Source organism: Pseudomonas sp. BF-R-26 (genome assembly GCF_019947395.1).
In the GTDB taxonomy this organism is placed as follows: domain Bacteria; phylum Pseudomonadota; class Gammaproteobacteria; order Pseudomonadales; family Pseudomonadaceae; genus Aquipseudomonas; species Aquipseudomonas farris.
This window is the reverse complement of sequence record NZ_JAGYGK010000010.1, coordinates 243363-269201: the sequence shown is the minus strand read 5'-3', so window position 1 is coordinate 269201 and position 25839 is coordinate 243363. Positions and strand designations below refer to the sequence as shown.

The 25839-nt window shown below is 58.6% G+C and carries 27 protein-coding genes; 10 read left to right on the top strand and 17 right to left on the bottom strand.

All coding sequences use genetic code 11. The annotated features are described in order from the left end of the window. Positions 1–257: 257 nt before the first annotated feature. Positions 258–857 carry an FMN-dependent NADH-azoreductase gene (locus KGB18_RS17425; RefSeq protein WP_123719236.1) on the bottom strand — a complete coding sequence of 200 codons (600 nt, stop codon included), beginning with the start codon at positions 855–857 and terminating at the stop codon, positions 258–260. Positions 858–1008: 151 nt separating this feature from the next. Beyond that, positions 1009–1338, bottom strand: coding sequence for a 3-phosphoglycerate kinase (locus KGB18_RS17420; RefSeq protein WP_123719237.1), 330 nt, complete (start codon positions 1336–1338; stop codon positions 1009–1011). 49 nt (positions 1339–1387) lie between these two features. Between KGB18_RS17420 and KGB18_RS17415 the strand changes: the two genes are divergently transcribed. The 4 genes from KGB18_RS17415 (at position 1388) to KGB18_RS17400 (ending at position 5616) form a co-directional block, all read left to right on the top strand. After that, on the top strand, positions 1388–2311 hold the full coding sequence (locus KGB18_RS17415; RefSeq protein ID WP_030131889.1) for a LysR family transcriptional regulator: 924 nt from the start codon (positions 1388–1390) through the stop codon (positions 2309–2311). 14 nt (positions 2312–2325) lie between these two features. Further along, entirely contained in the window at positions 2326–3129 is an 804-nt protein-coding gene (locus KGB18_RS17410) for an alpha/beta fold hydrolase (protein WP_123357882.1), read from the top strand. 3 nt (positions 3130–3132) lie between these two features. After that, entirely contained in the window at positions 3133–3690 is a 558-nt protein-coding gene (locus KGB18_RS17405) for a peptidylprolyl isomerase A (RefSeq protein ID WP_007902463.1), read from the top strand. Between the two features lie 93 nt (positions 3691–3783). Beyond that, on the top strand, positions 3784–5616 hold the full coding sequence (locus tag KGB18_RS17400; protein ID WP_123719238.1) for an ABC transporter ATP-binding protein: 1833 nt from the start codon (positions 3784–3786) through the stop codon (positions 5614–5616). Positions 5617–5755: 139 nt separating this feature from the next. On the opposite strand, the gene KGB18_RS17395 is transcribed toward KGB18_RS17400, so the two are convergent. From KGB18_RS17395 to KGB18_RS17385, 3 genes are all read right to left on the bottom strand, one after another. Next, complete coding sequence (locus KGB18_RS17395) at positions 5756–6244, bottom strand: GNAT family N-acetyltransferase (RefSeq protein ID WP_123719537.1); 489 nt, start codon at positions 6242–6244, stop codon at positions 5756–5758. A gap of 98 nt (positions 6245–6342) precedes the next feature. Next, positions 6343–6828, bottom strand: a complete 486-nt coding sequence (locus KGB18_RS17390; protein WP_048395713.1) for a GyrI-like domain-containing protein — start codon at positions 6826–6828, stop codon at positions 6343–6345. Between the two features lie 66 nt (positions 6829–6894). Then, positions 6895–7557, bottom strand: a complete 663-nt coding sequence (locus KGB18_RS17385; protein WP_223570283.1) for a LysE family translocator — start codon at positions 7555–7557, stop codon at positions 6895–6897. 138 nt (positions 7558–7695) lie between these two features. Between KGB18_RS17385 and alaC the strand changes: the two genes are divergently transcribed. After that, on the top strand, positions 7696–8913 hold the full coding sequence (gene alaC, locus KGB18_RS17380) for an alanine transaminase (RefSeq protein ID WP_123719240.1): 1218 nt from the start codon (positions 7696–7698) through the stop codon (positions 8911–8913). A 178-nt stretch (positions 8914–9091) separates the two neighbouring features. On the opposite strand, the gene KGB18_RS17375 is transcribed toward alaC, so the two are convergent. Both KGB18_RS17375 and KGB18_RS17370 read right to left on the bottom strand, forming a co-directional pair. After that, the gene (locus KGB18_RS17375) at positions 9092–10444 is read right to left on the bottom strand and encodes a GntP family permease (RefSeq protein ID WP_123719241.1); all 1353 of its coding nucleotides are present in this window, start codon (positions 10442–10444) and stop codon (positions 9092–9094) included. An 81-nt stretch (positions 10445–10525) separates the two neighbouring features. Next, positions 10526–11059: a gluconokinase gene (locus KGB18_RS17370; protein ID WP_123719242.1), complete on the bottom strand. Its 534-nt coding sequence runs from the start codon at positions 11057–11059 to the stop codon at positions 10526–10528. 215 nt (positions 11060–11274) lie between these two features. Between KGB18_RS17370 and KGB18_RS17365 the strand changes: the two genes are divergently transcribed. After that, a complete protein-coding gene (locus KGB18_RS17365) occupies positions 11275–12306 on the top strand; it encodes a LacI family DNA-binding transcriptional regulator (protein WP_223570282.1) in 1032 nt (343 codons plus the stop codon). 66 nt (positions 12307–12372) lie between these two features. Further along, positions 12373–13005, top strand: coding sequence for a glutathione S-transferase family protein (locus KGB18_RS17360; RefSeq protein ID WP_223570281.1), 633 nt, complete (start codon positions 12373–12375; stop codon positions 13003–13005). A gap of 90 nt (positions 13006–13095) precedes the next feature. Here the strand turns inward: KGB18_RS17360 and KGB18_RS17355 are convergent, their stop codons facing one another. Next, positions 13096–14028 (bottom strand): LysR family transcriptional regulator, encoded by a 933-nt coding sequence (locus tag KGB18_RS17355; protein WP_201060587.1) that lies wholly within the window; start codon positions 14026–14028, stop codon positions 13096–13098. Positions 14029–14127: 99 nt separating this feature from the next. Between KGB18_RS17355 and gstA the strand changes: the two genes are divergently transcribed. Beyond that, the gene (gstA, locus tag KGB18_RS17350; RefSeq protein ID WP_223570280.1) at positions 14128–14730 is read left to right on the top strand and encodes a glutathione transferase GstA; all 603 of its coding nucleotides are present in this window, start codon (positions 14128–14130) and stop codon (positions 14728–14730) included. 144 nt (positions 14731–14874) lie between these two features. On the opposite strand, the gene KGB18_RS17345 is transcribed toward gstA, so the two are convergent. The 4 genes from KGB18_RS17345 to KGB18_RS17330 form a co-directional block, all read right to left on the bottom strand. Further along, the gene (locus KGB18_RS17345; RefSeq protein WP_123719246.1) at positions 14875–15888 is read right to left on the bottom strand and encodes an ABC transporter substrate-binding protein; all 1014 of its coding nucleotides are present in this window, start codon (positions 15886–15888) and stop codon (positions 14875–14877) included. After that, the gene (locus tag KGB18_RS17340; RefSeq protein ID WP_123719247.1) at positions 15885–16448 is read right to left on the bottom strand and encodes a sigma-70 family RNA polymerase sigma factor; all 564 of its coding nucleotides are present in this window, start codon (positions 16446–16448) and stop codon (positions 15885–15887) included. The genes KGB18_RS17345 and KGB18_RS17340 overlap by 4 nt, the downstream gene beginning before the upstream one ends. Before the next feature lie 232 nt (positions 16449–16680). After that, positions 16681–17472: a phosphate/phosphite/phosphonate ABC transporter substrate-binding protein gene (locus KGB18_RS17335; RefSeq protein ID WP_201060584.1), complete on the bottom strand. Its 792-nt coding sequence runs from the start codon at positions 17470–17472 to the stop codon at positions 16681–16683. A gap of 138 nt (positions 17473–17610) precedes the next feature. Continuing rightward, a complete protein-coding gene (locus tag KGB18_RS17330; RefSeq protein ID WP_201060583.1) occupies positions 17611–18552 on the bottom strand; it encodes a fatty acid desaturase in 942 nt (313 codons plus the stop codon). A gap of 341 nt (positions 18553–18893) precedes the next feature. On the opposite strand from KGB18_RS17330, the gene KGB18_RS17325 reads away from it, so the two are divergent. Further along, positions 18894–19316 carry a GNAT family N-acetyltransferase gene (locus tag KGB18_RS17325; RefSeq protein WP_201060582.1) on the top strand — a complete coding sequence of 141 codons (423 nt, stop codon included), beginning with the start codon at positions 18894–18896 and terminating at the stop codon, positions 19314–19316. 132 nt (positions 19317–19448) lie between these two features. Here the strand turns inward: KGB18_RS17325 and def are convergent, their stop codons facing one another. From def to KGB18_RS17310, 3 genes are all read right to left on the bottom strand, one after another. Then, positions 19449–19988 carry a peptide deformylase gene (gene def, locus KGB18_RS17320; RefSeq protein WP_123719250.1) on the bottom strand — a complete coding sequence of 180 codons (540 nt, stop codon included), beginning with the start codon at positions 19986–19988 and terminating at the stop codon, positions 19449–19451. After that, positions 19985–20929, bottom strand: a complete 945-nt coding sequence (locus KGB18_RS17315; RefSeq protein ID WP_123719251.1) for a YihY/virulence factor BrkB family protein — start codon at positions 20927–20929, stop codon at positions 19985–19987. Before KGB18_RS17315 ends, def begins: the two co-directional genes overlap by 4 nt. Positions 20930–21100: 171 nt before the next feature. Further along, the gene (locus KGB18_RS17310) at positions 21101–21292 is read right to left on the bottom strand and encodes a CsbD family protein (protein WP_095054313.1); all 192 of its coding nucleotides are present in this window, start codon (positions 21290–21292) and stop codon (positions 21101–21103) included. Between the two features lie 191 nt (positions 21293–21483). On the opposite strand from KGB18_RS17310, the gene KGB18_RS17305 reads away from it, so the two are divergent. Beyond that, entirely contained in the window at positions 21484–21861 is a 378-nt protein-coding gene (locus tag KGB18_RS17305) for a hypothetical protein (RefSeq protein ID WP_123719252.1), read from the top strand. A 78-nt stretch (positions 21862–21939) separates the two neighbouring features. Here the strand turns inward: KGB18_RS17305 and fadD1 are convergent, their stop codons facing one another. Then, the gene (gene fadD1, locus KGB18_RS17300; protein WP_201060580.1) at positions 21940–23640 is read right to left on the bottom strand and encodes a long-chain-fatty-acid--CoA ligase FadD1; all 1701 of its coding nucleotides are present in this window, start codon (positions 23638–23640) and stop codon (positions 21940–21942) included. 382 nt (positions 23641–24022) lie between these two features. Continuing rightward, entirely contained in the window at positions 24023–25711 is a 1689-nt protein-coding gene (gene fadD2, locus KGB18_RS17295) for a long-chain-fatty-acid--CoA ligase FadD2 (RefSeq protein ID WP_123719254.1), read from the bottom strand. Positions 25712–25839: the final 128 nt, after the last annotated feature.

Sequence of the window (25839 nt, the reverse complement as noted above, 5' to 3'; positions counted from 1 at the left end):
CTTGCCCGCGATGGCGGTGTGTCAGTCGAATTCAATGCGGCCTGACACACCGCCATCGCGGGCAAGCCCGCTCCCACAGGGTTTTGTGTGCTCATTCACTAAATCGCAGGCAAAAAAAAGCCCGATCTCGCTAATGCGTTCAATCGGGCTAGAGCACTCAGGAGCAACAAGTGCAAAGGGAGGTTCGATGCGCGTACAGGCTTGAAGGGTTGCGCCAGGTCACTAGAGCATCCAGCGATTATCTGGCGATTAACGGCTCAGGCGACCTGGGAAAGCTTGGCGTTGGCTTGGTTCAGGCCTTTCTCCTGGAAGCCGCCGCCCAGGTTCATGCCTTCGGCGTGAATGAACGTTACGTCGTGGATGCCGATGAAGGCCATGACCTGTCGCAGGTACGGTTCCTGGTGATCCGAGGCGGCTCCGGCATGGATACCACCGCGAGCGGTCAGCACATAAGCGCGTTTGCCGCTGAGCAAACCTTGCGGGCCGGTTTCGGTGTACTTGAAAGTCACGCCGGCACGCAGCACGTGGTCGAGCCAGGCTTTAAGGGTGCTCGGAATGGTGAAGTTGTACATCGGCGCAGCCATCACCAGCACGTCGGCGGCCAGCAGTTCATCGGTCAGCAGGTTGGAGCGTTCCAGCGAGGCTTGCTCGATGTCATTGCGTTGTTCGGCAGGTTTCATCCAGCCGCCCAGCAAGTTGATGTCCAGGTGCGGCACCGGGGTGGTGGCCAGGTCACGGACAGTGATCTGGTCGGCTGGGTGTGCGGCTTTCCATTGGCTGATGAAGGTCTGGGTCAGCTGGCGGGAAACCGAGTCTTGCTGACGGGCGCTGCTTTCGATGATCAGAACACGGGACATGGGATGTAGCCTCCATCTGAGAATGCTGTAGGTCGATGGAGTGAAGGTTAAACAGAGTCATATCGATCAAAAAGCGCAAATAACTGCTATAAAGCATCGATAAATTCGTTTATAAGCGGAGCATGCCCCAGCCGGCTTGCTCCGCTCGATGTCATTTCGGGGTGCAGGTCAGGTTGATACGCATCTTGATGATGGTCCGGTTGAACTTGGCGGTAGCATTTTTGTGTTTTCCGGCGGCCACTTCGATGTTGCGGGTCCGGGGCGCTTCCGGGCCATTGTTGAAAACTACCTTACAGATCGCATCGGTGGTGCCGTAGTTGTTCACTTGAATGGAGGCGATATCGGCATCTGTATCAAAGGCGTTGTAGTCGATGCTCAAGCCGTTCAATTGCTTTTGAACGTCGATCGGATAAGCAAATGCAGTCAGCGGCAACATCGCCAACACCGCACAACCCGCCATCACACAACAAAGTTTTTTCATTCAGCAGCCTCCAATAGGGACTGCCAGCTTAGGACAAGAGGAGCTCAACATGAAAGCGCCCCGCGTGACCCTTGATCAATGGCGAACATTGCAGGCCGTGGTCGATCACGGCGGTTTCGCCCAGGCCGCCGAAGCGTTGCACCGCTCGCAATCGTCGGTCAGCTACACCGTAGCGCGCATGCAGGACCAACTCGGTGTGCCATTGCTGCGCATCGACGGCCGTAAAGCGGTGCTCACCGAAGCCGGCGGCGTACTGTTGCGCCGTTCCCGGCAATTGGTGAAACAGGCCAGCCAACTGGAAGACCTGGCCCATCACATGGAGCAAGGCTGGGAAGCGGAAGTGCGGCTGGTGGTCGATGCCGCCTACCCCAGCGCCCGCCTCGTTCGCGCACTGACCGCGTTCATGCCGCAAAGCCGTGGCTGCCGGGTGCGTCTGCGCGAAGAAGTGTTGTCGGGTGTCGAGGAAGTGTTGCTTGAAGGCGTGGCCGATCTGGCCATCACCGGTTTCAGCATTCCCGGTTATCTGGGCGCAGAATTGAGCGACGTCGAATTTATCGCAGTCGCCCACCCCGAGCATCCCTTGCATCGTCTGAACCGCGAACTGAACTTCCAGGACCTGGAAAGCCAGATGCAAGTGGTGATCCGCGACTCCGGCCGTCAACAACCGCGAGACGTCGGCTGGCTCGGCGCCGAACAGCGCTGGACCGTTGGCAGCCTGGCCACCGCCGCGACTTTCGTCAGCAGCGGTCTGGGTTTCGCCTGGCTGCCCCGGCACATGATCGAGCGCGAACTGAAGGAAGGGACGCTCAAAGTGCTACCGTTGGACCAGGGTGGCAGTCGCAACCCGAGCTTCTATCTGTATTCAAACAAGGACAAACCCTTGGGCCCGGCCACGCAGATTCTCATCGAACTGCTGCGCACCTTCGATACCGCGCCGCTGGATGCGCCCTTCGCCGCCCCTGAACAAGCCTGACACGGAGTGTACCCATGGCCTATTTCGAACATGAAGGTTGCAACCTGCACTATGAGGAATATGGCCAGGGCACGCCGTTGCTGCTGGTTCACGGGCTGGGTTCCAGCACCCTGGACTGGGAAATGCAGATCCCGGCGCTCTCGGCCCATCATCGGGTGATTGTCCCGGATGTGCGCGGCCACGGGCGCTCCGACAAACCCCGCGAGCGTTACAGCATCGCCGGGTTCAGCGCCGACCTGATTGCGTTGATGGAACACTTGAATCTTGGCCCTGCACATCTTGTCGGGCTTTCGATGGGTGGCATGATCGCTTTTCAACTGGCGGTGGACCAGCCGCAACTGCTCAAGAGCCTGTGCATCGTCAACAGCGCGCCCGAGGTCAAACGGCGCAGCCGCAACGATTACTGGCAGTGGTTCAAGCGCTGGAGTCTGATGCGCGCGCTGAGCATGGGCACCATCGGCAAGGCCCTGGGTGCCAAGCTGTTTCCCAAACCCGAGCAAGCTTCGCTACGACAAAAAATAGCGGCGCGCTGGGCAAAAAACGACAAACATGCTTATCTCGCCAGCTTCGATGCGATCGTTGGCTGGGGGGTTCAGGAACGACTTTCCAAGGTCTCCTGTCCAACCCTCATCGTCAGCGCCGACCGTGACTACACCCCGGTCGCGCTGAAAGAAACCTATGTAAAACTGCTGCCCGATGCGCGGCTGGTGGTGATCGCCGACTCGCGTCACGCCACCCCGCTGGATCAACCCGAACGCTTCAACCAAACGCTGCTCGAGTTTCTCACCGCAGTCGACACCACCACTCAGGATCACTGACCCATGCTGAAAAAAATCGCCCTCGTCGCCGGCTCCGTTCTGTTTGCCGCCAACCTGATGGCCGCCACACCCGCCAAGGCGCCGCACGTGCTGCTGGAAACCACCAACGGCCAGATCGAAATCGAACTGGACCCGGTTAAAGCGCCGATCAGTACCAAGAACTTCCTTGAGTACGTCGACAGCGGCTTCTACAACAACACGATTTTTCACCGTGTGATTCCTGGGTTCATGGTCCAGGGCGGTGGTTTCACTCAACAGATGCAGCAAAAAGAAACCAAGGCGCCGATCAAGAACGAATCCAAAAACGGACTGCATAACGTGCGTGGCACGCTGTCCATGGCTCGTACTTCCGTCCCGGATTCGGCCACCAGCCAGTTCTTCATCAACGTCAAAGACAACGACTTCCTGGACCAGGGCGACGGCTATGCCGTGTTCGGTAAAGTTGTTAAAGGCATGGACGTCGTCGATGTCATCGTCAACTCCCAGACCACCACCAAAAGCGGCATGAAAGACGTGCCGGCCGACCCTGTCTTCATCAAGTCGGCCAAGCGCATCGACTGAGAGTAAGCTGGACAGGGAGTTTTGAGCGGTCGCCGGTTCCTCCGGCGCCGCTCATATCGTTTAAAGGAGAGCCCGTGCGCGGGCGAAGAATTGATGCTTTATCGCCGTTTTGAAAAACTGATCGACATTTTCCGCGATGCACCGACGGCGGCTCCGCCGGATCGGGTTCTCCCCTTCTATACCTATTACCTGAAGCAGGTCTGGCCGAGTTTCGCCGCCCTGCTGATCGTCGGCCTGTTCGGCGCGCTGATCGAAGTGGCGCTGTTCAGCTATCTGAGCCGCATCATCGACCTCGCCCAAGGCACGCCCAACGTCAATTTTTTCAAGGAACACGGCATCGAACTGGCCTGGATGGCGGTGGTTGCGCTGGTCCTGCGCCCGATATTCGTCGGCTTGCATGACTTGCTGGTGCACCAGACCTTGAGCCCCAGCCTGACCAGCCTGATCCGCTGGCAAAACCACAGTTATGTGCTCAAACAGAGCCTCAATTTCTTCCAGAACGACTTCGCCGGGCGCATCGCCCAACGCATCATGCAGACCGGCAACTCGTTGCGAGATTCCGCTGTGCAAGCGGTGGACGCGCTATGGCACGTGCTGATCTACGCGATCAGTTCACTCGTGCTGTTCGCCGAAGCCGACTGGCGCCTGATGATCCCGCTGCTGACCTGGATCGCCGCCTTCATCGGCGCCCTCTACTACTTCGTGCCACGGGTCAAGGAACGCTCGGTGGTGTCGTCCGATGCGCGCTCCAAACTCATGGGACGGATCGTCGATGGCTACACCAACATCACCACCCTGAAGCTGTTCGCCCACACCAACTTCGAGCAGCAATACGCCCGCGAAGCGATCAAGGAGCAAACCGAAAAAGCCCAACTGGCCGGCCGTGTGGTAACCAGCATGGACGTTGCCATCACCAGCATGAACGGCCTGCTGATCGTCAGCACCACCGGTCTCGCCCTGTGGCTGTGGACGCAATCGCTGATCACGGTGGGCGCCATCGCCCTCGCCACAGGCCTGGTGATCCGCATCGTCAACATGTCTGGCTGGATCATGTGGGTGGTCACTGGCATTTTCGAAAACATCGGCATGGTTCAGGACGGTTTGCAGACCATTTCCCAGCCAGTCAGCATCACCGACCGTGAGCAGGCCAAGCCTTTGAACGTGGCGCGTGGCGAGGTGCGTTTCGATCACGTCGATTTTCACTATGGCAAGAAAAGCGGGATCATCGGCGACCTCAACCTGACCATCAAACCCGGTGAGAAAATCGGCCTGATCGGCCCGTCCGGTGCCGGCAAATCGACGCTGGTCAATCTGCTGTTGCGCCTCTATGACGTGCAGGGCGGGCGGATTCTCATCGACGGCCAGAACATCGCCGAAGTCGGCCAGGAAAGCCTGCGTGAACGCATCGGCATGATCACCCAGGACACCTCGCTGCTGCACCGTTCGATCCGCGACAATTTGCTGTACGGCAAACCCGACGCCACCGATGCCGAACTCTGGGAAGCGGTACACAAGGCCCGTGCCGACGAATTCATCCCCTTACTGTCGGACTCTGAAGGCCGCACCGGTTTCGATGCTCACGTCGGTGAACGCGGAGTGAAACTCTCCGGTGGCCAGCGTCAGCGGATTGCCATCGCCCGGGTGCTGCTCAAGGACGCGCCGATCCTGATCATGGACGAAGCCACCTCGGCACTGGACTCGGAAGTCGAAGCGGCGATTCAGGAAAGTCTCGAAACCCTGATGCAGGGCAAAACCGTGATCGCCATCGCCCACCGCCTCTCGACCATCGCGCGGATGGACCGCTTGGTGGTGCTGGAAAACGGCAAGATCGCCGAAACCGGCAGCCACGCCGAACTGCTGGCCCATGGCGGCTTGTATGCGCGGTTGTGGCAGCACCAGACCGGGGGGTTTGTCGGGATCGATTGAGGCGTGCGATCAACACCACCCCTGTGGGAGCGAGCTTGCTCGCGATGACGGTGTGTCAGTCAACATCCAAGTCGACTGAGAGTCCGCTATCGCGAGCAAGCTCGCTCCCACAGGGGTTTGCGGCGTCCTGACAGATTGGTCAGAACTCCAACACCATCTCATGCCACGCCATCCCGCCATGGTCGGACGCCGAAGGCTTGATGTAGGCAAAACCAAACCCGGCATAGAGCGCAATGTGCCGCTCCTTGCACATCAGATGGATGCTGGCCTTGTTCAGTGCGCGCATGCGCTGGATGAACTCATCCAGCAAGCGTTTCGCCAGACCCTGCCCTTGGTAGTCCGGATGCACCACCACTGACATGATCACTACGTGCGGGCCGGCCGGGTCGTGGCCGATCAGCTCCTTGAACGCCTCGTCCGACATCTCCACCTCAAACGCCGCACCGGAATTGATGAAACCGGCTACAACGCCATTCACTTCAACAACGATGAAGCCCTCGGGCCAGGTGGCGATGCGGGTGGCGATTTTCTCGCGGGTGGCGGCTTCATCGCCTTCGTAGGCAACGGTTTCGATGGCATAGCAGCGGTCCAGATCAGCGGGGCTGACGTGGCGGATGACGGTGTTCATGGCAGCTCGGAATCGGCGTGGGAAAGGTTGGGGATCATAAATCAGCATCAACACGACATCGAGAGGCGAATCACCGATCCGCCTCTCGATCCAGGCCATTACGCCTTGAGCGGCAGCCAGATTTCCAGCACGCCGGTATTGAGCTTCGGGTTGAAATCGTCGCTGTAGCGTTCGAACTCCGGCGCGTCCGCAGCTTCATGACCGGACTTCGGCAACCAGGTTTTCCAGATGTATTGAAAGGTCTGGGGCAAGGTATCCAGAGAGCCCTTATGTTCGAAGACTGCATACTTCTGAGGCTGAACTTCGATCCAGCGGTACTTCTCGGGCAGGTCGTCGAGTTTGCTGATTTCGACACCGGCTATGTACTCGAAACCACCCTTGCCATCCGGATTGCAGCAGATGCCGTAGGTTACTTCGCTTTTCTGACCGGGAATTTTGCCAATCTCGGGAATGAATTTCTCCCATAGGTCGGGGATCGCTTTGGTCGTATCCGCTGTAAATCGTCCACCAAGCCCCGCTATGAGCATGAAGTGCCCGTTTTCGAAGCGTGGCTCGGCCGTTTCGACGCCTGTTTGCTCATCCATGACTCAACTCCTGGTACAAAAGGTGGGTTCGGCTGGGAGTATAGAAGCCAAACCCGATTCGCCCAATTACAGTGCGTGCAACTGTTCGATGGCGCCTGGACCGATGAACTCGTTATAACCCGATAGGATCACGTAGACCGCGAAATAGCAGAAGATCGCTGCCGATGCCATGTAGGAATAACGCAGTAATTTGTCACCGAGCAGTTTGCCACCGTGGCTCGCAGCGAAGCACAGACCGACACACCAGAGCACCCCGGCGCACAGGAAACCGCCGAGAAACAGCGCCGAACTGAGCGGGCCACCACCGCCGGAACGGGCGATCAGTGTGCCGCCCACCGCGGCGAACCAGAGAATGGCACTGGGCGATGACATGGCGAGAAAAATCCCGCGAAAAAACTCGCGCCGGTGCGAGTTATGCCCCACCTCCGGGGTTTGCGCCAACAGCGCTTCATGGTGGATCGCCGAATAAATCATCTTCGCCGCGAAATACACCAGCAACGCCGACCCGCCAATCCACAACACCCAGCGCACGGTCTCGTACTGCAGCAATACGGTCATGCCGGCCAAGGCCAGCACGGCGTAAATCAGGTCGCCGACACACGTCCCCAGCCCCAGGGCAAAGCCTTGAAAATAGCCGCGCTGCATCGCCAGCGTGATCATCGCGATATTGGCCACGCCGATGTCCAGGCACAGCGAAAGGCTCAACAAGAAGCCACTGGTAAATTCCATCGACCATATCCTTGGGAAAAATTTATTGATGCGCAGGCTAGACAGTTTGCCACGACTGCCCTTACATTCCGCCACAGGCCACCGCAGTGGCCAGCGTCGCTCGGACGGTTCCGGGCGCTTACGTTATCCGAGGCAACAATGGCCGAACAAGGTTCGCCGCGCCGCTTTGCGCGCATAGATCGACTCCCCCCTTACGTTTTCAACATCACTGCCGAGCTGAAGATGGCCGCCCGTCGTCGTGGCGAAGACATCATCGACTTGAGCATGGGCAACCCCGACGGCGCCACGCCGCCGCACATCGTCGAAAAACTCGTCACCGTCGCCCAGCGTGAAGACACCCATGGCTATTCCACGTCCAAAGGGATTCCGCGCCTGCGCCGGGCGATCTCCAACTGGTACAAGGATCGCTACGAAGTTGATATCGACCCTGAAACCGAAGCCATCGTCACCATCGGTTCCAAGGAAGGTCTGGCGCATTTGATGCTGGCCACCCTCGACCAGGGCGACACTGTGCTGGTGCCGAACCCGAGCTACCCGATTCATATCTACGGTGCCGTGATTGCCGGCGCCCAAGTGCGGTCGGTGCCACTGATCCCTGGCGTGGATTTCTTCGCCGAGCTGGAACGGGCGATTCGCGGCTCGATCCCGAAACCGAAGATGATGATCCTCGGTTTCCCGTCCAACCCTACCGCTCAGTGCGTGGAGCTGGATTTCTTCGAGCGGGTGATCGCCCTCGCCAAACAGTACGACGTTTTGGTGGTGCACGACCTGGCCTACGCCGACATCGTCTACGACGGCTGGAAAGCCCCGTCGATCATGCAAGTGCCCGGCGCCAAGGACATTGCGGTGGAATTTTTCACCCTGTCCAAGAGCTACAACATGGCGGGCTGGCGCATCGGTTTCATGGTCGGCAACCCAGAGCTGGTCAACGCCCTGGCGCGGATCAAGAGCTACCACGACTACGGCACGTTCACCCCGCTGCAAGTCGCGGCCATCGCGGCGCTGGAAGGCGATCAGCAATGCGTCAAAGACATTGCCGATCAGTATCGGCAGCGGCGCAACGTACTGGTCAAAGGCCTGCATGAACTGGGCTGGATGGTCGAAAACCCGAAAGCATCGATGTATGTCTGGGCCAAGATTCCCGAGGCTTACGCACACATGGGCTCGCTGGAGTTCGCCAAGAAACTGCTGGCCGAGGCCAAGGTCTGTGTCTCACCGGGTGTGGGATTTGGCGAGTATGGGGATGATCATGTGCGCTTCGCGCTGATCGAAAACCAGGACCGGATTCGTCAGGCCGTGCGCGGGATTCGCGGGATGTTCCGGGCGGATGGGCTGGTACCGAAAACTAACGGCTAACACGTAACCTGTGGGAGCGGGCTTGCCCGCGATGACTGCATCACATTCAACATTAATGTGACTGACCAGCCGCCATCGCGGGCAAGCCCGCTCCCACATTGGTTTTATGTTCAGCCTTGAAATCGATCACCCACAAAAAAACCGCATCACTGCGGTTTTTTTGTGTCTGTCGAATCGCTTAAACGAACAACGACAACAGCAGGATGAAGCCCAGGCCCACCACGGACAGGATGGTTTCCATCGCGGTCCAGGTCTTGAAGGTTTCCGCTACGGTCATGTTGAAGTACTGCTTCACCAGCCAGAAACCTGCGTCGTTAACGTGGGACAGGATCAACGAACCGGCACCGGTGGCCAGCACCAGCAGCTCACGGTTCACGCCCGGAATCATCCCCACCACCGGCACCACGATGCCTGCGCCAGTAATGGTTGCCACGGTTGCCGAACCGGTCGCGATGCGAATCACCGCCGCCACCAGCCAGGCCAGCAGAATCGGCGAGATCTGTGCCGCCACCGCCATGTGACCGATCACATCACCTACACCGCTGGTTACCAACATCTGCTTGAAGCCGCCACCGGCACCGATGATCAGAATGATCGCGGCGGTCGGTGCAAGGCTTGCATCCAGCCATTTCATCATTTGGCTGGAACCGATGCCCTGCTTGTAGCCGAAGGTATACAGCGACAGCAGCAATGCCAGCAGCAGCGCCGAGATCGGGTGACCGATCAGGTCCATGAAGGCGCGGAAGAAGTTGCCGTCCGGCAGCGCCACATCGGCAAAGGTCTTGAGCAGCATCAGGAACACGGGCGACAGCACGGTGACCAAGGTAATGCCGAAGCTCGGCAGATCGCCTGCATCCTCATCGCGCACCAGTTGATCCACCAGTTCCTGATTCGGATGACCAGGAATGTGCTTGGCAATGAACGTGCCGTAGATCGGACCGGCGATAATAGCGGTCGGCAACGCAACGATCAGACCGTAAAGAATGGTTTTACCGATGTCGGCACCGAACACACCGATGGCCAGCAGCGGACCCGGGTGCGGCGGCACCAGGCCGTGTACCGCGGACAGACCAGCCAGCAGCGGGATACCGATCTTGATGATCGACACACCAGTGCGACGGGCCACGATGAACACCAGCGGAATCAGCAGCACGAAGCCGATTTCGAAGAACAGCGGAATGCCGACCAGGAACGCGGCGAACATCATTGCCCACTGCACCTTGTCCTTGCCGAAGGCGCGGATCAACGTCTGCGCAATCTGATCCGCACCGCCTGATTCGGCCATCATTTTGCCGAGCATGGTGCCCAGCGCCAGGATGATGCCGACAAAACCAAGAACGCCACCGAAGCCGTCCTGGAACGCCTTGATGATGGTGCCGATCGGCATGCCGGACGTCAGCCCGAGGAAGGCGGCTGCGATGATCAGTGCGAGGAATGGGTGCAACTTGAACTTGGTGATCAGGACGATAAGCCCGATCACCGTGACCACTGCATCTAGCAGCAGAAACGTCTCGTGGGACATGCCAAACATTAGGGGTGTCTCCTGTTTGTTGTTGTTATTAAAGCGGTTAATCAGAAGCCGTCAGGACAGCGCTATCTTTTGGAGTAAAACTCAACTGGCGAGTTTCAAGCCATGATCGAGCCACCAGACATGAGCCTGCTTTGCCAACTCATCGACGCTATGGCTGGACGCATCCAGAGCCAGGGTCAGGGGCTCACCAACGGGCGATTCAAGTGTGGCGAACTGGCTGTCGATCAAGGTCGACGGCATGAAGTGGCCCGGCCGATGAGACACACGATCGGCGGCGACTTCGGGGGTCAGCTCAAGGAAAACGAAGCCCAGGCCCGGCAAGGCACTGCGCAAGCGTTCGCGGTAACTGTGTTTGAGGGCCGAGCAGGTCAGCACTGGGCGTTCGCCCTTGGCATCGATGCGGCGCAGTTCATCGCACAGGCTGTCGAGCCAGCCGGCACGGTCTTCGTCATTCAGGGGGATACCCGCGCTCATCTTTTCGATATTGGCGGCAGGGTGAAAAGTGTCGCCTTCAATGGCGGTCGCGCCGCTAAGATGGCACAGGGACTGGCTGACGCAGGTCTTGCCGCAACCGGCAACGCCCATGATGACCAGGGCGGTGATGGGATGATTCATGTAACACCTCAGCGCGCAGACAGCGCTACCTTTGCTACGTAAGACTCAAGTGCAAAAGCAGAAGTTGCCGACGCCTTCTTGTCATTTTTGTGGGTTGCAGCATGTTCGTTCTCGATGCCAAAAAGCGAGGATCAGGCAAACCTCGTTCACGCATTTGCAGCTGCATCGAGACAGCGCTACCTTAGTGCCTTGAATTTTGTTTGGCAAGCCGTCCGATGATTACCCCTAAAAACGATAAAAATACTCGCACCACTGGCCGTCCTACCCTCAACGAAGTCGCGCGCCTGGCCGGTGTCAGCCCGATTACCGCGTCCCGCGCCCTGCGCGGCGTCAGCACGGTGGCCACCGAACTGGTGGAAAAAGTCCAGAAGGCCGCCCTCGACCTGAACTACGTGGTCAACCCCGCCGCCCGCGCATTAGCCTCGGCCCAGAGCCATTCCGTGGTGGTTTTGGTGCCGTCATTGTCCAACCTGCTGTTCATCGACACGCTGGAAGCCATTCATCAGGTTTTGCGACCAAAGGGCTTCGAAGTGCTGATCGGCAACTTCCATTACTCGCGTGATGAAGAAGAAAACCTGCTGCGCAATTACATGGCTTATCAGCCTCGCGGTTTGTTGCTGACCGGTTTCGACCGCACCGAAAGTTCGCGACGAATGATCGAGGCCAGCAACATTCCCTGTGTCTACATGATGGAACTGGACAGCGCGGCCGGGCTCAATTGTGTCGGCTTTTCGCAAGTCGCTGCCGGCGAAACCGCTGCCGAGCATTTGCTGTCACGCGGTCGCAAACGCCTGGCCTACATCGGCGCGCAACTGGATCAACGCACGCTGCTGCGCGGCGAAGGTTTCCGTCGCGCGCTGCAAAAGGCCGGCTTGTATGATCCGGCCCTGGAAGTGCTGACACCACGAGCCTCGTCGGTGGGTCTGGGCGGCGAATTGTTTCTGCAACTGCTCGCTGCCCATCCAGACGTCGACGCGATCTTCTTCGGCAACGACGATCTGGCCCAGGGCGCGTTGCTCGAAGCGTTGCGCAATGGAATCAAGATCCCCGAGCGCGTGGCGATCCTCGGCTTCAACGACTTGCCGGCATCGGAGCACATGGTCCCTCGCCTGAGCAGCATCAGCACCCCACGAGAAGCCATTGGCCGTCGCTCCGCGGAGCTGATGCTGACCTTGCTGGCCGGCAATTCAGTGACCAAACCGGTGCAGGATATGGGCTTTGAATTGAAGGTGCGCGAGAGCACCTGAAGCGCGACCATTCCCACGCTCCGCGTGCTAGATTCCGATACCTGGAACAGCAAACGGAGAAGCTCAATGGGACATACGCTGAAGATTTTGGGTCGGGCCTCGTCAATCAACGTCAGAAAAGTCCTGTGGACTTGCGCCGAACTGGGCGTTTCATACGAACGTGAAGACTGGGGCAGCGGTTTCGCATCGACCCACAGCCCGGAATTTCTCCAGCTCAACCCCAACGCACAGGTGCCGGTCCTCATCGATGAAGCCGGCGTGCTGTGGGAGTCCAATACCATTTGCCGGTACCTGGCTGGCAAACACCAAAATACTGACCTGTTGCCCATTGAACCGGCGGCCCGCGCTCGCGTAGAGCAATGGATGGACTGGCAAGCCACCGAACTCAACCCGTCGTGGGGCTACGCATTTTTTGCGCTGGTCCGGCAACTGCCGAACTTTCAGGACTCGCAACGGATTGCTGATGGCGTTCGCGGCTGGAACGCAAAAATGGGCATCCTCGAACAGCAACTCGCGACAACCGATGCGTATGTTGCGGGACCACACTTCACACTGGCCGATATTCTCATCGGGCTGTCAGTCAACCGCTGGCGGATGACACCGATGGAGCGCCCGGACTACCCCGCCGTCGACGCCTATTGCCAACGACTGGCGCTACGACCGGGGTTCATGGAACACGCCTGCAACGGCGTACCATGATTTCCCCCGAATGACTTACTGGCCCAGTTCAGGCGCGAAATCTGTGGGAGCGGCGGTGCGGCGATCCGACTTGCCCGCGATAGCGAAATGTCAGTCGACGAATGTGTTGAATGTGACGCCGCCATCGCGGGCAAGCCCGCTCCCACATGGATTGCGCTCTGCGAGCATGCCCAACAACGCCCGCACCGCCGCCGAAGGCTCTTTGTTGGGCGCGACCACCAACGCAAACTCCCGATCGATACGCGGCGTCACAGGCACTACGCGCAAGCCTTGGCGATGGGTCGGCAAGGTCATTTCCGGCACCAGGGTCACGCCGATGTTTTCCCGCACCAGGGTAAATGCACTGCTCCACTCTCGCACCTCGGCCCGCACATCCAGCAGTTGCAGCCCGGCATCGGCGGCCAGGCTGCGGGCATTGGTCGAACAACCGCCCGTGGCCAGCACGAAGGGTTGCTCCGCCAGTTCCGCCAGTGAGACGCCCTCTTCATTCGAGCGGCGCGCCAAGGGGTGGCCACCGGGCAGAACCGCCACCCAGGCATCGCGTCCCAAACGGCCGGCATTGCGCGCGGGCGCCGGGTTCAACACCACACCGACATCCACCAGCCCGTCACTGAGCAACGTTTCCACTTCATCGTCGCTGACTTCCAGCGCCACCACTTGAATGCCGGGGTAAAGCCGATTGAACTGGCGCAGCAGCGGGGGCAGAAAGGTCGCCAGCACCAATGGGAAACTGGCCAGGCGAATCGTCCCGCGCTGGAGATCTTTAGTGGCGTCGACGGTGCTGCGAATGTTCTCGAGAGCACCGAGCATGGTTCGCGCCTGTTCGATCACAGGCAAGCCGATGGCGGTCGGCAAGGTCTGACGGTTTTCCCGGCTGAACAGCTGAACGCCCAGGGTTTCTTCGATCAGTGCCAGCGCCTGACTGGCACCGGACTGGGTCATTCCGACCCGCTCGGCGGCCCGGGTAATGTTGCCGGTATCGGCCACCGCCACCACCATTCGCCAGTGCATCAAATTCATCATGGCAGTAGCTTTCCTAATGGCAGTGTTCTGAAAGATTAATTTTACCGAGCGTGCCGCGCACTATGACACTGGCGCAAATCCGCAACCAGAGCCCTGCCCATGAAGTTGTATTACGCCCCGCAAGCCTGCTCATTGGCGCCGCACATTGTGCTGCGCGAGCTGGATTTGCCGTTCGAGTTGGTCCGCGTCGACAACAGCGCCAAGCAAACCGTCACCGGCGAGGACTTTCTTACCATCAACCCCAAAGGCTACGTCGCGGCATTGCTGATGGAAAATGGTGATGTGCTGACCGAAGGCCCGGCAATCTTGCAGTACCTGGCGGATCTACGGCCCGAGGCGAACCTGGCACCGGCGAACGGGACGTTCGAGCGGGTGCGTTTGCAGGAATGGCCGAATTTCGTTTCGACAGAGATTCATGGCGGACTGGGCTGGTTGTTCAATTCGCAGTTTCCGGATGAGGTGAAAGCGCTCATCAAAGAGAAGCTGTTCAAGCGTTTTGTCGTGTTGAGTCAGACGTTGGAGGGGCAGGGTTATTTGATGGCTGGCGGATTCAGTATTGCTGATGCGTATCTGTTTACCGTGTTGCGCTGGACGCAGGTGTTTGGCATCGATTTGAATCGGTGGCCGGCGTTGGCGCGGTTTCAGGCCAGGGTTGATTCGCGGCCTGCCGTGAAGGCGGCGTTGGCTGCGGAATTGGTGTAAGGCGTTAGATCGCTTCGCGGGCAAGCCCGCTCCCACAGTGGATCTGCTGTGAACACAGTATTTGTGAACACCGACAATCAAAATGTGGGAGCGGGCTTGCTCGCGAAAGCGGTAGTTCAGGCACTAAAAAACACAGGACAGAAACTACAAACTCCCACTCACCTTCGTGGCCACCTCCCCCGGCACCCAACTCTTCCACACCTGCGGCTGATCGCGCAAAAACGCTTCGGCGACCTGACGCGGTGGCTGGCGTTTTTCGCTCATCTGCCCGAGGGTCTGGTTCAGCAGATCGATCGGCAAATCGACCTTTTCGAAGAACGCCACCAGGTCCGGGTACTGCGCCTTGAACGGTGCCGACACACCGATAGCCAGGCTGGCCGGCATCGAACGCGTGCCCTTGGGGTTCGGGTTGTTGGCATCGGCCAGTGTCTTCCAGGCTTGCGCATCGAACGGCGGTTCCTCGAGTTTCACCAGCTTGAAGCGACCCAACAGTGGCGTCGGCGACCAGTAGTAGAACAGCACCGGTTTGCCACGGCGGATCGATGAAGCGACTTCGGCATCCAGCGCAGCGCCGGAACCGGTGCGGAAGTTGACGTAGCTGGCAGTCAGGTCATAAGCCTTGAGTTTCTGGCTGTTGACGATCTCCGACGTCCAGCCGGTCGGGCTGTTGAGGAAGCGTCCGCGGCTTGGGTCTTCCGGGTCGCGGAACACATCCTTGTAGCGCGCCAGGTCGGCGACGGATTTCAGCTCCGGCGCCAAAGGTTTAATGCCGCGTTCCGGGTCGCCCTTGATCACATACTCCGGTACCCACCAACCTTCGGTGGCGCCTTTGACCGTGTCACCCAAACCGAACACTTTGCCCTCCGAAGCAGCCTTGACCCAGGCCGGACTGCGCCCCGCCCACTCTTCGCCAATCACTTGAATATCGTTCTTCGCCAAGGCTGCTTCGAGGCTGACGGTACTGCCCGGCAAGGTGTCGGTCGGGTAGCCGTAACCTTTCTCGACGATCAACCGCAGGATTTCGGTGATCAGGCTGCCACTTTCCCAAGTGATGTCGCCGAAGTGGATGGGCGTGGTTTTTTCTGCGGCTGGAACATGGCCAGCCACAAGGCTCAGGGCCAGCAGCGAACTGCCGAGCAGGGTTTTGATCGATCTCATGCGGACCTCTGGTTCAGTGGGAATCGGCTCAGGGGTAATCGGTTCAAGGGTTCGTTGGCGCTGTGCTGGGCGCACAGTGCATGGGAGCGGGTCATGTAAACGCTGACCGAGCGCTGGGATATGCCCAGTTCGGCGGCGATTTGTGGGTAGGTCAGGCCGTCGACTCTCGACAGCAGGAAGGTTGCCCTGACCTTGCCCGGCAAGCGGCCGAGGGTTTGATCAAGGCGTGTCAGGGCCTGGGAAAACTGCGCCAGATCTTCAGGCGATGGTCCACCAAGCGGGTCAATCGGCAATAGCTGATCGAGGTGCTGGCGTTCCAGATCGCGACGGCGCCACAGCTGATAAATCAACCGATGGGCAATGGTGGAGAGCAAGGCGCGAGGTTCGCGAATTGGCGTCAGGCCTGGCGATTCGAGCAACTGCACGAAGGTCTCGGCAGCAATGTCTTCGACGCTGGGATTGGCTCCCAGGTATCGGCGCAGCCGTGCGCATAGCCAGCTGTAGTGAGCGCGGAACAGTCCGCCCACGTCGTTGCGATGGGAAAAGTCGGCGCCGGACATAGAGGCTCCATGGGTTAGGGGTCGCTGAATGTCCGGTGATCCGGTGGCGCGATCCTAGCAAGGAGCCTTATTCATTAATAATACTTAAAACGAATTTTTATATTCCATAAATGAATTTAAATAAGCGGCGCCTGATACATCGCTATCGCGGGCAAGCCACGCTCCCACAAGTCCACCGAAATCCTGTGGGAGCGTGGCTTGCCCGCGATTGATGGAACTGTCGGCACAAGCCTCATCGCAACCGCCCATACCCCAGCGCTTCGGCCTCCTGCTGATAATCGAGAATGACCTGATAGTCGCTTTCGGTGGCCGGCAGCACTTCTTGCAGACCGAGGATTTCCGCGACATCGGGCAACTCACGCAATGACATGTTCATCACCCGTCGAAGCTGTCCAGCCTGCTCATCGCTGGTGCCAGCCACCGCGATGTACGGCAACGTCGGGCTGAACGCCGTGCGCGCCAACACGCGCAGGCCTTCGACCTCTGCCTGCGCATATTGAGCGAGATAAGCGAAAGTCACGCTGTCGATGGCGGCCAGGTCCGCCCGGTCATCACGCAGCCAACGCAGGCTTTCGCGGTGGCTGCCACTGATGGCGACAGTGGCAAAAAATTCTCCGTCGCGCTGCAACGGTGCCAATCGGTGACGTAACAGGTTCATGCCACTGTTGGAGTCTTCACCGTTGATCACACCACGACTGCCCCGGAAGGCCGACAAGGTCCATCGAGGATCGTCGGCGCGAGTCAATAACAGGCTGCAATGGTTACCGCCGTTGCTGTCCGGAAGTTCGTAACGAGGACGACCGATAACCCGGACGCGACCGCGCAAGGCAGTCATCAATGGATAGCCGCAGGTCTGGGTCAGCAGCAGGTGCGGGGACAGCCAAAGGTCCATCAGCGATAGCCCTTCGGCATCGAGGCGAGTGCTGCCGAGCCGTTCGACGATCTGCGCCAGCCAACGCTCGTTGGCCTGGCGGATCGGCTCGGGAGCGACGTACATCAGTAATTCAGCGAGGTGTTGAGTCATCAAAATCTTCCAGACAACAAGTAACCCTGTGGGAGCGGGCTTGCCCGCGATAGCGTTGGCCCAGTCAACAGGTGTGTTGGATGTGACATAGCAATCGCGGGCAAGCCCGCTTCCACAGGGTTCAATGGTGTCCACGCATCAACTAAACGGATGCCGCGGACTGTCAATTGCCTTGATCCCATGCTGTCGCATCAACTGAGCATAACCCTGCACCACAAACCCGCCACTGCGCGCCAGCCATTGCTCGCGACGCGCGCGATAGGCCCGTGGCAGGTCGTACCAGGGCAGGCCCGGCAAGTCGTGGTGCACCAGGTGAAAATTGAGGTTCAGAAACAGCCAGCGCCACGGCCAGGCTGCTTCGTTAAGCACGGTGCGTTGCTCGGGTACGGCGTGAGGACGGTGTTCATAGTAGGAGCGAATCATTGCAATCGACAGCGCCGGCACGCTGATCAGCAACAGGTAATGCCAGACCGGCAACACGCTGTAGCGCGCGATGAACGTCAGCATCAGCAGCGTCAGCGCACCGTGGGTCAACCACATCAACCAGGCCTGGCGCTCACCCGCTTTTAGCCGTTGCAACTCTTCCCGGGCCAGTGCCAGCAAGGCCAGTGGCGCACCGAGGGCAAAGCGCCCGAGCACGGTTTTGTTCAGCCAGTGCAGGCCTTGTTCGAACAGCGAACTACGCTGCCACTGTTCAGCGCTCAGGTAACGGCTTTCCGGATCGCGACCGGGGACGGTCAGGTCTTCGTCGCGGTGATGCAGCAAGTGACTGTCGCGGTACAGGGTGTAGGGATACCAGACCGCGAACGGCGCATAACCGAGGACTTTGTTCAGCGTTTGCCAACGGGTGGGATGGCCGTGCAGCAATTCGTGCTGCACCGACAACCACAACACCAGCAGTGGAATCAGCAACAGCGTGCTCCACCAAAGCCCCAATCGGTCGCTGCCCAGGACAATGCTGAACCAGCCGACATACACGCCGACCAACAGCAGCCAGGTCGGCCATTCGGTGCGAGCGGTCAAGCGTTGGCGCAGGGTTTCGATTTCTTCACGGTGGGCAGCATCAAAATAATGGGGCATGGCTTTGCTCAGATCGGGAACCAGTCCCCCTCTGTGCAATGGCGCAGGGATTTCTTGCAGATTATCTGGTTATTACGATAGGCCTGAAAAACAAGGAGCCCGAGGACTCGGGCTCCTTGACGCGGGATCAGTGGCCGAACACGCCCACCTTCTTGGCCTTCTTGTCCGCACGTTTTTCATCGGCGGTTTTCGCCGGTTTCTTCTTTGCCGCTTTCTTTGAATCCATGCCTTTGGCCATGATACATACTCCACTCATACGGGACGTGAGATCAGGTATACACCTATCGCGGCGCCCGCGTTCTTTTATAATCACCCGCTTTGCGCACCGACAGTCCAGGCCCATGCCCAACACCCAATACACCTTGCTCGACGAGCCGTTATGGCCGTTGATGAACAAGTTTTACCGCGCCCACCAATCGTCGATGAAAGCAGTCCGCGACGCTCGGCTGTGGGTCGCAAAACGCGATGAGATCATTGCGGCGTTATGTTTGCGGCCAGTGGCCGGCGGGCATTGGCTGACCGGGTTGTTCGTCGACCCGCGCTGTCGCGAGCAAGGAATTGCCGCGGCGTTGATCGACCACGCCGTCAAGCATCTCGAAGAGCCGGTCTGGTTGTTCTGTCATCCGGATTTACGTGGCTTTTATGAGCGCCGCGGTTTTACGTTCGACCCGCCCCTGCCCTACGCCATGGCTGAACGGTTGAGCCGTTATGCGCGTAGCAAGCCGATGATTGCGATGGGGCTGGAACAACCGCGCGCCCTCTGAAACGACACAATACCTGTGGGAGCGGGCTTGCCCGCGATGCAATCTGCCTGACAACATTGATACCGGATGTGCCGGCCCCTTCGCGGGCAAGCCCGCTCCCACAGTGTTTTGTGTTGGACTCGAAGGACGATTTCAGTCGTCTGCAGCTGGATCCAGGTCCGGGAACATCACCTCGGTAAACCCGAACTTGCTGAAATCACTGATGCGCGAAGGGTATAGTCGGCCGATCAGGTGATCGCATTCATGCTGCACCACCCGCGCATGAAATCCCGAGGCAACGCGCACGATCGGCTCGCCCTTGGGATCGAAGCCTTCATAACGAATCTGCTGATAACGATCCACCGCCCCGCGCAGGCCCGGCACCGACAGGCAGCCTTCGAAACCCTCTTCGAGGACTGGGCTCAATGGCGTGATCAGCGGATTGATCAGAATTGTCTGCGGCACCGCTTCGGCGTCGGGATAGCGTTCGCTGTGTTCGAAACCAAAGATCACCAGTTGCAGGTCGACACCGATCTGCGGCGCGGCCAGGCCGACTCCGCCGACGCTTTCCATGGTCTGGAACATGTCGTCGATCAATTGCCACAACTCGGGGCTGTCAAACATTTCTGCCGGTACCGGTGGGGCAATACGCAGCAGGCGTTCATCGCCCATTTTCAGAATTTCACGGATCATTTTATCGCTTCGTCAGTGGTCGGCTTGATTGAGTGGTCCCGTCCCAGCCCCGAAACGTGGTGTTTGGGTTCTTCGGGCACGTTTTCGCCGTGTTTCTTGTTTTCGGATGACATGTGCTCGATCACCGCGTTCATTTCCGCGCCGAGCAACAGCACCGCGGCGGAAATATAGAAGTACAGCAGCAACACGATGATCGCGCCGATACTGCCATACATGGCGTTGTAGTTGGCGAAGGTTTTGACGTAGAGACCGAAGCCCAACGAGGCAATGATCCAGACCACCACGGACAACACCGCACCCGGGGTGATAAAGCGAAACTCTTGTTTGACGTCGGGCATGACGTAGTAAATCAGCGCCACCGCCATCATCAGCAGAATCACCACCACCGGCCAGCGAACGATGGTCCAGACAGTCACGATGAAATCTTCAAGGCCGACTTGCGCGGCGATCCAGCCCATCACCTGCGGCCCGAGTACCATCAGCGCGGCGGCGATCAGCAACATGCCGGCGATGCCGATGGTGTAGAAAATCGACAGCGGAAAACGCTTCCACATCGGGCGGCGTTCGACCACGTCATACGCGGCGTTCATCGCGCTCATCATCAGCCGCACACCGGCGGACGCGGTCCACAAAGCGATCACGATACCCACCGACAACAACCCCCCCTTTGATTGCTGCAGCTGGTCGATCACCGGGTTCACCTGCTCCAGCGCCTGGGGTGGCAAAACCAGTTCTGATTGCAGGCGCAGCCAGGAGAAGAAGTCCGGCAAATGCAAGAAGCCGATCAGGGCGATCAGGAACAGGATGAAAGGGAACAGCGAGAACAGCATCTGATAGGCCAGTGCCGAGGCATAGGTCGACATCTCGTCGTCAACGAACTCGGTGACCGTTCGCATCATCACCCGATGCAGGGGTAAACCTTTCATGGTCGGAAAAAACATTAGCGTCTCCTTTCGCCGCAAAAAGGTTGAAGTCATGGCGACTCAGAGGCCGTTTTTCTACAACAAAGTAGCCTACTTGGCGACTTTGAAACAATTTCCTTGTTCAAGTTCAAGCTGACACAGAAACGGCCATCCGCGGATGGCCGTTTCTATTACTCGTCAAAGCCCGGGTTACGCCTTGTCGATACCTTTTTTAAGAGCATCCTTGGCTTTGCCGATCGCTTGCTGGGTTTCTCCTTTCCTCTCCTGCGCCACGCCTTCGGAGCGCAGTCTTTCGTTGCCGGTGGCCTTGCCGACGCCTTGCTTGACGTTGCCGGCCGCTTCGTTTGCCATGCCTTTAACTTTATCGCCTGTGCTGCTCATGGTATTTCTCCTGTGAACATTTCAACGGGAAAAGTGGTTACACAAGGGTTGACCGAGGGCCTTTGCGCGGAGTTTCATTTATTTATTAACCGGACATTTCGCAGGTTAGGCTTTATGTTTGCAGGCTTTGCCCCGAGAATGCGCAACGTATTCAGGCCATGGCGCTGAAGATCCAATCCCGTAGGAACGTTATGAAACTCGATAAAAAGCAGGCCATTGCCCGCAGAAACCAGGAACTCGGCGGTGCTGTGCTTGGCGTCAACAACTGCCATTTCACCGAATTGAACCGCAACCGCAATATCTTCTGGTTCGATATTCCGGTCGCGCGCCTGGCCGTTGGTCAGTACGAATGGATTCACTTGCTGATGCACACCCCGGATACCGACGAACTGCTGCACCTGAAAGTGCCGACGGTGTTCCTGCGCGAGAAACTCGAAGGCCTGGTGGTGCGCAACCAGGGCAAGCGTAAAGCTGCCTTGAGCCTGGAACTGAGCGCCGACAAGGACTCCTACCTGCAGGACATGCGCCCGGCGGGTACCAACGTCAATTTCGCGCAGTTCCGCCTCTAAGTTGATCGTTCCCACGCTCTGCGTGGGAACGATCAGTCAGGCAACAAAAAGCCCCGCATCTGCGGGGCTTTTGTTTGGCTAGGCGCCTACTTTCTTCGCACCCAGCTTCTTCAGCTCTTCGTCGCGCAGTTCGCGGCGCAGGATCTTGCCGACGTTGGTCGTCGGCAGCGCGTCGCGGAACTCCACGGCTTTCGGTACTTTGTAGCCGGTGACGTTGGCGCGCATGTGCTCCATCACCTGTTCCTTGGTCAGGGTCACGCCCGGTTTGGCGACGATAAAAATCTTGATCGCCTCGCCCGACTTCTCGTCCGGCACACCGATGGCCGCGCATTGCAGTACGCCCGGCAGGGTCGCCAGCACGTCTTCAAGCTCATTGGGGTACACGTTGAAACCGGAGACCAGGATCATGTCTTTCTTGCGATCGACAATACGCATGTAGCCGTCTGGCTGGATCAGCGCAATGTCACCGGTCTTCAACCAGCCTTCGCTGTCGAGTATTTCATCGGTGGCGTCCTGACGCTGCCAGTAGCCCTTCATGACTTGCGGACCTTTCACACACAGCTCACCGATAGCACCCAACGGCTGTTCAACACCGGCATCGTCGATGACTTTGCACAGGGTCGATGGCACCGGAATACCGATGGTGCCAATCTGAATGTTCTGGCTCGGGTTCACTGTGGCCACCGGGCTGGTTTCGGTCATGCCGTAACCTTCGCAGATCGGGCAACCGGTGACCGCTTTCCAGCGTTCGGCCGCGGCCAGTTGCAAGGCCATGCCACCGGACAGGGTGATTTTCAGACTGGAGAAATCCAGCTTGCGGAACGCTTCGTTGTTGCACAGCGCGACGAACAGCGTGTTCAGGCCGACGAAACCGCTGAACTTCCACTTCGACAGTTCCTTGACCATCGCCGTCAGGTCGCGCGGGTTGCTGATCAGGATGTTGTGGTTGCCGATCAGCATCATCGCCATGCAATGAAAGGTGAAGGCATAGATGTGATACAGCGGCAGCGGGGTAATCAGGATCTCGCAACCTTCGTTGAGGTTGGAGCCCATCAGCGCCTTGCACTGCAGCATGTTCGCCACCAGGTTGCGGTGGGTCAGCATCGCGCCCTTGGCCACGCCAGTGGTGCCGCCGGTGTATTGCAGCACGGCAACGTCGCCGCTGGCCGGGTTGGCTTCAGCCACTGGCTGGCCATGGCCCTTGCTCAGCACGTCATTGAATTTGATGGCCTTGGGCAAGTGATACGCCGGGACCATCTTCTTCACGTACTTGATGACGCTGTTGACCAGCAGGCGTTTGAGCGGCGGCAGCAGGTCGGCCACTTCAGTGACGATCACGTGCTTGACGCCGGTTTTCGGCACGACGAGCTCGGCCAAATGCGCCATATTCGCCAGGCAGACCAGGGCTTTGGCACCGGAATCGTTGAATTGGTGTTCCATTTCCCGCGCGGTGTACAACGGGTTGGTGTTGACCACAATCAGCCCGGCGCGGATGGCACCGAAGACGGCGACCGGGTACTGCAACACGTTGGGCAATTGCACGGCGATTCGATCGCCGGGTTGCAAATCGGTATGCTGTTGCAGGTAAGCGGCAAAAGCACCGGACAATTCGTACAGTTCACCGTAGGTGATTGTCTTGCCCAGGTTGCTGAATGCCGGTTTGTCAGCGAAGCGTTGGCAGGATTGCTTCAACACTGCCTGAATATTCGGATACTCGTCTGGATTGATCTCGGCAGCAATTCCAGCTGGGTACTTATCCTTCCAAAAGTCTTCGATCATGGAAGCCCACTCCTCAGCAACGCGAATTCAAATACCGCATTTGATGCGATTATTATTGGTGTTTGATTATTGGTGAGTCTGGCTTTTAACAAGGCCGAGAAGTCACAAAGCGCGCCGAGAGTAGCAGCTTTGCCAAGGGCCGACTAGAGCCTAAATCGGGCTCTACGGTCACGTTTATGACTCTTGAATATTAAATAGTCACTTTTAGAGCAAAAATTCTATAACGCCTTGAAAGCCCCGTACTTTGGGCCTCCTCCCTCAAAAGCATCGCGGGCAAGCCCGCTCCCACAAGGTTCGCGCCGTACACATTCTTTGTGCATAACACTAAACCTGTGGGAGCGTGGCTTGCCCGCGATTCGCGCGAAGCGCGGCCATTCACAGATCAGGCGATCTCTCGCAACTCCCGCCGCAGAATCTTGCCCACCGGCGTCATCGGCAACGACTCACGCAAGACGATGTGCTTGGGCACTTTGTACGCCGTGAAGTTTTCTTTGCAGTAGGCCTTCAGCTCTTCAAGGCTGACCCCGGATTCACGGGCCACCACAAACAACTTCACCGCCTCCCCCGAACGCTCGTCCGGCACGCCGATCACTGCGCAGTTGGCGACTTTCGGGTGGGCCATCACCACGTCTTCGATCTCGTTCGGGTACACGTTGAAGCCCGAGACGATGATCATGTCTTTTTTGCGATCGACAATACGCACAAAACCGTCCGGGTCGATCACCGCAATGTCGCCCGACTTGAACCAGCCGTCGGCGTCCAGCACTTCGTCGGTGGCTTCGGGCTTCTGCCAGTAACCCTTCATAATCTGCGGGCCCTTGATGCATAGTTCGCCACGCTCGCCCAGCGGCTGCTCGACGCCTTCATCGTTGATCACTTTCAGGATCGTGCCCGGCACCGGCAGGCCGACTGTGCCGATGCGCGACTTGTCGCCGTAGGGGTTGGTGCAGGCCACCGGCGAGGTTTCGGTCAGGCCGTAACCTTCGGTGATGCGGCAACCAGTGAGCTGCTCCCAGCGCTCGGCCGTGGCCTTGACCAGCGCGGTACCGCCGGAATTGGTGAGCTTGAGGCTGGAGAAATCCAGGGTCTTGAAGTCGGGATGGTCCATCAGCGCGACGAATAGCGTGTTGAGCCCCAGCAGCGCCGAAAACCGCCAGTTTTTCAGTTCCTTGATGAAGTTACCAATATCCCGTGGATTGGTGATCAGCACGTTGTGGTTTCCGGTCACCATCATGCACATGCAGTTCGCCGTGAACGCATAGATATGGTACAGCGGCAGCGGCGCGATCATCACTTCCTGACCTTCGCGCAGCAGTGGTTGACCGTCTGCACCGAATTGCCCCAAAACCGCGCGCGCCTGCTGCATGTTCGCCACCAGATTGCCGTGGGTCAGCATGGCGCCCTTGGCCAGCCCGGTGGTGCCACCGGTGTATTGCAGCACCGCGATGTCGTCGAGGCCGACGTTCAGCGGTTTGATGCCCAGGCCCCGGCCCAGACGCAGCGCGCTCTTGAAGGAAATCGCCTGCGGCAAGGAATAGTCCGGGACCATCTTCTTGACTTTGCTCACCAGGGTATTGACCAGCCAGCCCTTGGCGGTGGGCATCAAGTCGCCCATCTTCGCTTCGATCAGGTACTGAATGTCGGTGTCGGGCAGCACCTCCTGAACCTTCTGCCCGAACACGTTCAGGTAAACCAGCGCCCGGGCACCGGAGTCCTTGAACTGATGACGCATTTCCCGCGCGGTGTACAACGGGTTGGTATTGACCACGATCAGCCCGGCGCGCAAGGCACCGAACACGGCAATCGGATAATGCAGGACATTGGGCATCTGCACCGCAATGCGATCCCCCGGCACCAGGTCGGTGTGGGCTTGCAGGTAACCGGCGAACGCAGCGCTGTAGCGTTCCAGTTCGGCGTAGGTCAGGGTCACGCCCATGTTGCTGAATGCCGGGCGGTCAGCAAATTTCTTGCAGGAACGCTCGAACACCTCGATCACCGACTTATAGGCCCCAAGATCAATATCCAGGGGCACGCCGGCCGGGCGTTTGTCATTCCAGAAATCAGGTTGCATTATTTTTGTCCTCTTTACCTGAGCCTATCCGGGGGCCGCTTTCTGTCACTTCTGAAAAAGCGGTGCTTCCCGGACACTAGCAGCTATGGTGAATCAGGCAAATATGCGCACGGGCGTCATAGATCGCG

Bases quoted from the DNA above. Each gene is read 5' to 3' on its own strand.
- KGB18_RS17395 (WP_123719537.1), bottom strand. From the start codon at position 6,244: ATGAACACCGTCATCCGCCACGTCAGCCCCGCTGATCTGGACCGCTGC.
- KGB18_RS17420 (WP_123719237.1), bottom strand. From the start codon at position 1,338: ATGAAAAAACTTTGTTGTGTGATGGCGGGTTGTGCGGTGTTGGCGATG.
- KGB18_RS17315 (WP_123719251.1), bottom strand. From the start codon at position 20,929: ATGTTTTTTCCGACCATGAAAGGTTTACCCCTGCATCGGGTGATGATG.
- KGB18_RS17375 (WP_123719241.1), bottom strand. From the start codon at position 10,444: ATGTTTGGCATGTCCCACGAGACGTTTCTGCTGCTAGATGCAGTGGTC.
- KGB18_RS17340 (WP_123719247.1), bottom strand. From the start codon at position 16,448: ATGTCCGGCGCCGACTTTTCCCATCGCAACGACGTGGGCGGACTGTTC.
- def (WP_123719250.1), bottom strand. From the start codon at position 19,988: ATGATCCGTGAAATTCTGAAAATGGGCGATGAACGCCTGCTGCGTATT.
- KGB18_RS17385 (WP_223570283.1), bottom strand. From the start codon at position 7,557: ATGGAATTTACCAGTGGCTTCTTGTTGAGCCTTTCGCTGTGCCTGGAC.
- KGB18_RS17370 (WP_123719242.1), bottom strand. From the start codon at position 11,059: ATGAATCATCCCATCACCGCCCTGGTCATCATGGGCGTTGCCGGTTGC.
- gstA (WP_223570280.1), top strand. From the start codon at position 14,128: ATGAAGTTGTATTACGCCCCGCAAGCCTGCTCATTGGCGCCGCACATT.
- KGB18_RS17410 (WP_123357882.1), top strand. From the start codon at position 2,326: ATGGCCTATTTCGAACATGAAGGTTGCAACCTGCACTATGAGGAATAT.
- KGB18_RS17305 (WP_123719252.1), top strand. From the start codon at position 21,484: ATGAAACTCGATAAAAAGCAGGCCATTGCCCGCAGAAACCAGGAACTC.
- KGB18_RS17405 (WP_007902463.1), top strand. From the start codon at position 3,133: ATGCTGAAAAAAATCGCCCTCGTCGCCGGCTCCGTTCTGTTTGCCGCC.
- KGB18_RS17400 (WP_123719238.1), top strand. From the start codon at position 3,784: ATGCTTTATCGCCGTTTTGAAAAACTGATCGACATTTTCCGCGATGCA.
- KGB18_RS17415 (WP_030131889.1), top strand. From the start codon at position 1,388: ATGAAAGCGCCCCGCGTGACCCTTGATCAATGGCGAACATTGCAGGCC.
- fadD1 (WP_201060580.1), bottom strand. From the start codon at position 23,640: ATGATCGAAGACTTTTGGAAGGATAAGTACCCAGCTGGAATTGCTGCC.
- KGB18_RS17360 (WP_223570281.1), top strand. From the start codon at position 12,373: ATGGGACATACGCTGAAGATTTTGGGTCGGGCCTCGTCAATCAACGTC.
- KGB18_RS17345 (WP_123719246.1), bottom strand. From the start codon at position 15,888: ATGAGATCGATCAAAACCCTGCTCGGCAGTTCGCTGCTGGCCCTGAGC.
- KGB18_RS17355 (WP_201060587.1), bottom strand. From the start codon at position 14,028: ATGATGAATTTGATGCACTGGCGAATGGTGGTGGCGGTGGCCGATACC.
- KGB18_RS17325 (WP_201060582.1), top strand. From the start codon at position 18,894: ATGCCCAACACCCAATACACCTTGCTCGACGAGCCGTTATGGCCGTTG.
- fadD2 (WP_123719254.1), bottom strand. From the start codon at position 25,711: ATGCAACCTGATTTCTGGAATGACAAACGCCCGGCCGGCGTGCCCCTG.
- alaC (WP_123719240.1), top strand. From the start codon at position 7,696: ATGGCCGAACAAGGTTCGCCGCGCCGCTTTGCGCGCATAGATCGACTC.
- KGB18_RS17330 (WP_201060583.1), bottom strand. From the start codon at position 18,552: ATGCCCCATTATTTTGATGCTGCCCACCGTGAAGAAATCGAAACCCTG.
- KGB18_RS17390 (WP_048395713.1), bottom strand. From the start codon at position 6,828: ATGGATGAGCAAACAGGCGTCGAAACGGCCGAGCCACGCTTCGAAAAC.
- KGB18_RS17365 (WP_223570282.1), top strand. From the start codon at position 11,275: ATGATTACCCCTAAAAACGATAAAAATACTCGCACCACTGGCCGTCCT.
- KGB18_RS17425 (WP_123719236.1), bottom strand. From the start codon at position 857: ATGTCCCGTGTTCTGATCATCGAAAGCAGCGCCCGTCAGCAAGACTCG.
- KGB18_RS17335 (WP_201060584.1), bottom strand. From the start codon at position 17,472: ATGACTCAACACCTCGCTGAATTACTGATGTACGTCGCTCCCGAGCCG.
- KGB18_RS17310 (WP_095054313.1), bottom strand. From the start codon at position 21,292: ATGAGCAGCACAGGCGATAAAGTTAAAGGCATGGCAAACGAAGCGGCC.